The following is a 6502-nucleotide window of genomic DNA, read 5'->3' on the forward strand; positions in this document are numbered from 1 at the left end:
TCATCCTCAACGACAACGAAATGTCGATTTCCCCCAATGTCGGCGCGCTGCCGAAATACCTTGCCAGCAACGTCGTGCGCGATATGCACGGCCTGTTGAGCACCATCAAAGCCCAATCGAGCAAAGTATTGGATAAATTGCCCGGTGCGATGGAGCTTGCCCAAAAAGTCGAAAATAAAATCAAAACCTTGGCAGGCGAAGCGGAACACGCCAAACAATCGCTGTCTTTGTTTGAAAACTTCGGTTTCCGTTATACCGGCCCGGTGGACGGCCACAACGTTGAAAATCTGGTGGACGTATTAAAAGACTTGCGCGGCCGCACAGGCCCTCAGTTGTTGCACGTCATCACCAAAAAAGGCAACGGCTACAAATTCGCCGAAAACGACCCTGTCAAATACCACGCCGTCGCCAAGTTGCCGAGCGAAGTGCCTGCTCCGGAAGTCAAACCTGTCGCGGCCAAACCGACTTATACGCAAGTGTTCGGCCAATGGCTGTGCGACCAGGCGGCGGCGGACGAGCGTCTGGTTGCCATCACCCCAGCCATGCGCGAGGGAAGCGGCTTGGTTGAGTTTGAACAGCAATTCCCCGACCGCTATTTCGACGTCGGCATCGCCGAGCAACACGCCGTTACCTTTGCAGGCGGTTTGGCATGCGAAGGCATCAAGCCTGTCGTGGCGATTTACTCCACTTTCCTGCAACGTGCTTACGACCAGTTGGTACATGACGTTGCCTTGCAAAACCTGCCTGTTTTGTTCGCCATTGACCGTGCAGGTATTGTCGGTGCAGACGGCCCGACCCATGCCGGTTTGTACGATTTGAGCTTTTTGCGTTGCGTGCCGAACATGATTATTGCTGCACCAAGCGACGAAAACGAATGCCGCCTGCTGCTCTCAACCTGCTATCAGGCAAACTCTCCATCTGCCGTCCGTTATCCGCGCGGTACAGGCACGGGCGCAACCATTTCAGACGGCCTGGAAACCGTTGAAATCGGCAAAGGCATCATCCGCCGCCAAGGTGAGAAAATTGCCGTTATTGCCTTTGGCAGCATGGTTGCCCCATCATTGACCGCCGCCGACAAGCTGAACGCCACTGTTGCCGATATGCGCTTTGTCAAACCGATAGATGAAGAGCTGATCGTCCGTCTTGCCCGAAGCCACGATTACATCGTTACCGCCGAAGAAAACGCCGAACAAGGCGGCGCAGGCAGCGCAGTGTTGGAAGTGTTGGCGAAACACGGCATCTGCAAACCGGTATTGCTGCTGGGTGTAGAAGACAAAGTTACCGAACACGGCGATCCGAAAAAACTTTTAGCCGATTTGGGGCTGAATGCCGAAGCCGTTGAAAAACGCATTGGCGGTTGGATAGAGACTGTTTAAGCTTTACAAACAACAGGCCGTCTGAAATCTTCAGACGGCCTTTTCAGACTATAAGGGAAAACCCCATGATCAGTATTTTCGATATTTTTAAAATCGGCATCGGCCCGTCCAGCTCGCATACCGTCGGCCCGATGAAGGCTGCGGCCGCTTTTGCCGATTTGCTGCATGCCGAAAACTTGGATACGCAAGTGGCGCGCATTGTCATTGAAGTGTACGGCTCGCTTGCCTTGACCGGCATCGGACACGGCACATTCGACGCATTATTGCTTGGTTTGGAAGGCAGCCTGCCGCACGATATTCCGCTTGCAGACATCCCCCAACGCTTGGAACGCATCCGCACGCAGCACGTTTTAAAACTCAACGGCCGTGAAATGGCATTCAATCCTGAAAAAGATTTGGATATCCGCGGCGACAAAGTGTTGCCCAAACATCCGAACGGTTTGAACTTTATCGCCTACAATTCAGACGGCCAGAAGCTGAAAGAGCAGATTTATTATTCGGTCGGCGGCGGTTTTATCGTAACAGACGAAGGGTTTGCACAAGAAGCGCAGGAAAATCCAGACGTGCCATATCCTTACAAAAACTGCGACGAGCTGCTGGCACAATGCCGTCTGAACCAGTTGAATATTTCCGAAGTCGTGTTGGCCAATGAAGCGGCGTTGGCAGGTTGCGATGAAGCGGAAGTACGCCGCCGTGTGGCTGCCGTGGCCGATGTGATGGAAAACTGCATCAAGCGCGGCTTGGGTGCGGAAGGGCAGCTGCCGGGCGGCTTGAACGTCCGCCGCCGCGCGCCGCAGTTGGCGGCCAAACTCAAAGTCCTGCGTGAGAGCGAAATCGTCAATACCCAACTTTGGCCGATGGTGTACGCCATGGCGGTTAATGAAGAAAACGCCGCCGGCGGCCGTGTTGTAACTGCACCCACCAACGGCGCGGCAGGCATCATTCCTGCCGTCTTGCACTATTTCCGCAAATTTAATCCGCACGCCAACCAATCGCGTGTCGAAGATTTCCTGCTGACTGCCGGTGCCATCGGTATTTTGTATAAAACCAACGCGTCGATTTCCGGCGCGGATGTAGGCTGCCAAGGTGAAGTCGGCGTGGCGTGTTCCATGGCGGCTGGCGCATACGCCGAAGTTATCGACGGTACACCGAAACAAGTGGAAAACGCCGCCGAAATGGCCATGGAACACCACTTAGGCCTGACCTGTGACCCGGTCGGCGGCTTGGTGCAAATCCCCTGTATCGAGCGCAACGGCATCGCCGCCGAAAAAGCCCTCAAGCTCGCTACCCTTGCGCTTTTGGAAGACGGCACAGACAAAAAAGTCTCACTTGATGAAGTGATTCAAACCATGTTGCAAACCGGCCGCGATATGAAGGCAACCTACAAAGAAACCTCACTCGCAGGCCTGGCCATTACCTTGCAGAAAAAAGCCGTCCCAGTATCCGTGCGCGTGGTGGAATGTTAGCAATAGGGTAGGGGTCTGGCCAATAAGAAAAGGCCGTCTGAAAAACTTTCAGACGGCCTTTTTTGTATGGATCGAATAACTAACCGTTTTTTTGATAAGGGTTTTCCAGTCCGGCCATTAAGTCGCGGAAGTATTCGCGTAGCTGTTTTTCGGAACAACCCATCAGCAGCGCGTCTTCAAATGCGTCCTGCGCTATTTGGTACAGTTCGTTCAAGTTTTCGGTCATGACTTTGACTTTTTCGGTGCAGGAAACAATCTGACCGTCATCGTCATACCATTTGGGCATTTGCGGCATTGCCATCATGCACCTCAATTCAAGAAACGGGATGGATCGTTTTTCTTCACGCGGCGGCCGAAGGCGTATTTCGCGCTCCAATATTTGTGGCCGAGGCTGGTAATTTCGATACGTTTGCCCGTTCTCGGCGCATGAATGAAATTGTTGTTGCCGATGTAAAGGCCGACGTGGGAAATACGGCCGGGACCCATGGTGCGGAAAAAGACCATGTCGCCCGGCTGCAATTCCGAACGGCTCACGGCAACGCCCATTTGCGCCTGTTCGGCAGAGGTGCGCGGCAGGTTTACACCCATGGCGCGTTTAAAGATGTGTTGCATGAAGCCGCTGCAGTCAAAGCCGGTAGAAGCCGATGTGCCGCCGTAGCGGTAGGCCACGCCGAGCAAGCCCATGGCGCTGCCGATCAATTCGTCTGCATTGCCTGAAGGTGCGCGCGTATTGTTGCTTGGAGCGGGGTGTGTATTGACGGGGTGGACAGGGGTTGCCTGACGCGTATTGTCGTAAACGTTGGCGTTGTCGTTGAATTGGTTTAAAACATGCTGACGGGTGGTAATCAGGTTTTCCAAATCATCGGCGTAAGAAAAATTGACGCTCGCGAGCATGGCGACCGAAGTCCAAACTGCTGCGAGCCGGAGTAAAAAATTCATTATAAAAACTTCCGTTTCAGAAGGCATTCCCTGCCGATTGCAGGCACATTGCCGGTTTCTGAGATGTTATCCCGTATCATTCTCTTGTTATCTGCTTGATTGTATTCAAAAACTGTCTTTTTGGCAAAAAAACTGCTGTTATTTTGCGTTAAACCCTTGTTTCCAAACAAACTAGAAAAACATCAAACACGGTTTCGCTTGATTTATCCGCCGCTGCAACCATATAAACGGCATTCATTGATTTATTTTCAGAGACTGACATGACACAAAATCACAGCGATATCCGTACACGCTTTATCTTCGACGATATGCCTATCCGCGGCATGCACATCCGCCTCGAAAAGGTTTGGCACCACATCGTCAACCAAAAACATTATCCTGTCGCCATCCGTCGCGCATTGGGCGAATTGTTGGCTGCCGGTTCTTTATTGTCTGCCAACCTTAAAAACGAAGGCACGCTGATTGTTCAGGTTCAAGGTCAGGGCCGTCTGAAAATGTTGGTGGTGGAAGCGACTTCTGAAAATACTGTCCGTGCTACCGCGCGTTGGGACGAAACTGCTGAAATCCGTGATGACGAAAGCCTGACTGCGCTGTTGGGCAAAAACAGCGTGTTCGTTTTGACCCATCAGCCTAAAGATGCCGACCCATGGCAAGGTGTTGTTCCTCTGGAAGGCGACGGCATTGCGCAAATGTTGGTCAACTATATGAAACGTTCCGAGCAGCTCGATACCTATATTACGCTTGCCGCCGACGACCAAGCCGCAGGCGCATTATTGCTGCAACGTCTGCCGGAAGAAGAATTGGATGATGCCGCGTGGGAGCATGTGACTACGCTTGCGCAAACGCTTACTTCGCAAGAATTGACCGGTTTGGACGCTCATCACGCCCTTTACCGCCTTTACCATGAAACCCCGCCCCGCGTTTTTGAACCGGAGACTATTGAATTTTCCTGCACCTGCTCTCGCGGCAAAGTCAGTGATATGCTGTTGATGCTTGGCGGTCAGGAAGTCGGCGGCGTGGTGGCAGAACAAGGCAGCATTCAAATTGATTGTGACTTCTGCCATACCAAGTATGTGTTTGATGAAACCGATGTCAACGCTTTGTTTGGCGCAGAGGTGGTGAATGCCGTCCGTCAAGAAAATGAGCGTTTGCAGTAAGCAGGGAATAAAAGTTTTTTAAGGAAATTGGCTTAATAGAAGGGCAGGTGTAAAACCTGTCCTTTCTTTTTGGAAAATTGGATATTATCAATAGAAAATGCCGTCTGAAAAAAAGCGTGGCTGATTTCAGACGGCATGATTGTTTTAAACGATGCGTTTAATGTTTAAAGATTATTTCCAAACCAACAACGCGTGGTTGCGTTTGCCGCGGCGGACGATGGTGTATTTGCCGAAACGTTTGTGTTCGTCGGTCAGCATGTAGGCATCGTCAGGTTTTTCAGCAGCATGGTTCGGATTATTGGCTTCAGCAGGTTTGCCGTTGAGCAAAACCGCTTTGCTGTTCACAAAACCGCGCGCTTCTTTGTTGGAAGATGCCAAGCCGGTTTTGACTAAGGCTTCAACGACGTTGAGGCCGTCTGAAACTTCAAATGCGGGCAGGCCGTCGAGGGCGAGCTGTTCGAAGTCGCTTTCAGTCAGGCTGCTTTGGTCTTCGGCAAACAGGCTTTCGGAAATGCGCTGCGCGGCTTGCAGGGCGGCTTCGCCGTGAATCAGGCGGGTCATTTCTTCGGCGAGGATGCGTTGCGCTTCGGGCTTGGTGCCACTGGCTTTGTCTTTCGCTTCGATGGCGTCGATTTCTTCGATAGACAGGAAGGTGAAGTATTTCAGGAATTTATACACATCGGCATCGGCAACTTTCAGCCAGAATTGGTAGAACTGATACGGCGAGGTTTTCTTCGCGTTCAGCCATACCGCGCCGCCTTCGGTTTTGCCGAATTTGGTACCGTCGGATTTGGTGACCAGCGGCAGGGTCAGACCGAATACTTGTTTTTGATTCAGACGACGTGTCAAGTCGATACCGGCAGTGATGTTACCCCATTGGTCGGAGCCGCCGATTTCCAAAACCGCACCGTGACGCTTGTTCAATTCGGCAAAGTCGTAGCCTTGCAGCAGGGAGTAGGCAAACTCGGTGAAGGAAATACCCACATCATCGCGCTCGATACGCTGTTTGACGGATTCCTTGTTCAGCATGGCGTTGACGGAGAAATGCTTGCCGATGTCGCGCAGGAAGTCGAGGCAGTTCATGCTGCCGAACCAGTCGGCGTTGTTCGCCATAATGGCGGCGTTTTCGCCTTCAAAGCTCAAAAACGGTTTCAATTGGTTGCGGATGCTTTCTACCCAGCCGGCAACGGTTTCGGCGGAATTCAAGCTGCGCTCCACCGCTTTGAAGCTGGGATCGCCAATCATACCGGTCGCGCCGCCCACCAAAGCAATCGGCGTATGACCCGCCTGTTGGAAACGGCGCAATGCCAATACGGGCAACAAGTGACCGATATGCAGGCTGTCGGCGGTCGGGTCAAAACCGCAGTATAGGGAGATTTTTTGTTCGTTCAACAAAGCGTCTAAGGCTTCGATGTCGGTAGTTTGCGCGATTAAGCCGCGCGATTGTAGGTCTTGGATAACTGATTTCATTATATTTCCATTTGGGATAGATTTGGTAATGTGCAAAAAAATTCACTATCTTTGAATAATGTTAAAATTTACGAATTTCAGCAATGCCTTTCAG

Annotated in this window: 6 protein-coding genes; 3 read left to right on the top strand and 3 right to left on the bottom strand. The window is 51.9% G+C overall.

Features of this window, described 5'->3' with window-relative positions; translation table 11 throughout:
* The coding region (dxs, locus tag ACTHUT_RS12320; protein ID WP_440418842.1) for a 1-deoxy-D-xylulose-5-phosphate synthase at positions 1–1376 on the top strand (1376 nt) is incomplete at its 5' end.
* A gap of 65 nt (positions 1377–1441) precedes the next feature.
* A complete protein-coding gene (locus ACTHUT_RS12325) occupies positions 1442–2842 on the top strand; it encodes an L-serine ammonia-lyase (protein ID WP_440418843.1) in 1401 nt (466 codons plus the stop codon).
* A gap of 79 nt (positions 2843–2921) precedes the next feature.
* Here the strand turns inward: ACTHUT_RS12325 and ACTHUT_RS12330 are convergent, their stop codons facing one another.
* Both ACTHUT_RS12330 and ACTHUT_RS12335 read right to left on the bottom strand, forming a co-directional pair.
* Positions 2922–3143: a hypothetical protein gene (locus ACTHUT_RS12330; protein ID WP_004519529.1), complete on the bottom strand. Its 222-nt coding sequence runs from the start codon at positions 3141–3143 to the stop codon at positions 2922–2924.
* A gap of 8 nt (positions 3144–3151) precedes the next feature.
* Positions 3152–3781, bottom strand: coding sequence for a C40 family peptidase (locus ACTHUT_RS12335; protein ID WP_003684586.1), 630 nt, complete (start codon positions 3779–3781; stop codon positions 3152–3154).
* A 260-nt stretch (positions 3782–4041) separates the two neighbouring features.
* Between ACTHUT_RS12335 and hslO the strand changes: the two genes are divergently transcribed.
* A complete protein-coding gene (gene hslO / locus ACTHUT_RS12340; RefSeq protein WP_250599619.1) occupies positions 4042–4938 on the top strand; it encodes an Hsp33 family molecular chaperone HslO in 897 nt (298 codons plus the stop codon).
* 171 nt (positions 4939–5109) lie between these two features.
* On the opposite strand, the gene tyrS is transcribed toward hslO, so the two are convergent.
* On the bottom strand, positions 5110–6408 hold the full coding sequence (tyrS, locus tag ACTHUT_RS12345) for a tyrosine--tRNA ligase (RefSeq protein ID WP_440418844.1): 1299 nt from the start codon (positions 6406–6408) through the stop codon (positions 5110–5112).
* Between the last annotated feature and the right edge of the window lie 94 nt (positions 6409–6502).

It is taken from the genome of Neisseria sp. P0022.S010 (genome assembly GCF_051956635.1).

What these genes read in the sequence shown, in the direction of transcription:
- ACTHUT_RS12330 (WP_004519529.1), bottom strand. Translation starts at nt 3,143, where the DNA reads ATGGCAATGCCGCAAATGCCCAAATGGTATGACGATGACGGTCAGATT.
- ACTHUT_RS12335 (WP_003684586.1), bottom strand. Translation starts at nt 3,781, where the DNA reads ATGAATTTTTTACTCCGGCTCGCAGCAGTTTGGACTTCGGTCGCCATG.
- hslO (WP_250599619.1), top strand. Translation starts at nt 4,042, where the DNA reads ATGACACAAAATCACAGCGATATCCGTACACGCTTTATCTTCGACGAT.
- ACTHUT_RS12325 (WP_440418843.1), top strand. Translation starts at nt 1,442, where the DNA reads ATGATCAGTATTTTCGATATTTTTAAAATCGGCATCGGCCCGTCCAGC.
- tyrS (WP_440418844.1), bottom strand. Translation starts at nt 6,408, where the DNA reads ATGAAATCAGTTATCCAAGACCTACAATCGCGCGGCTTAATCGCGCAA.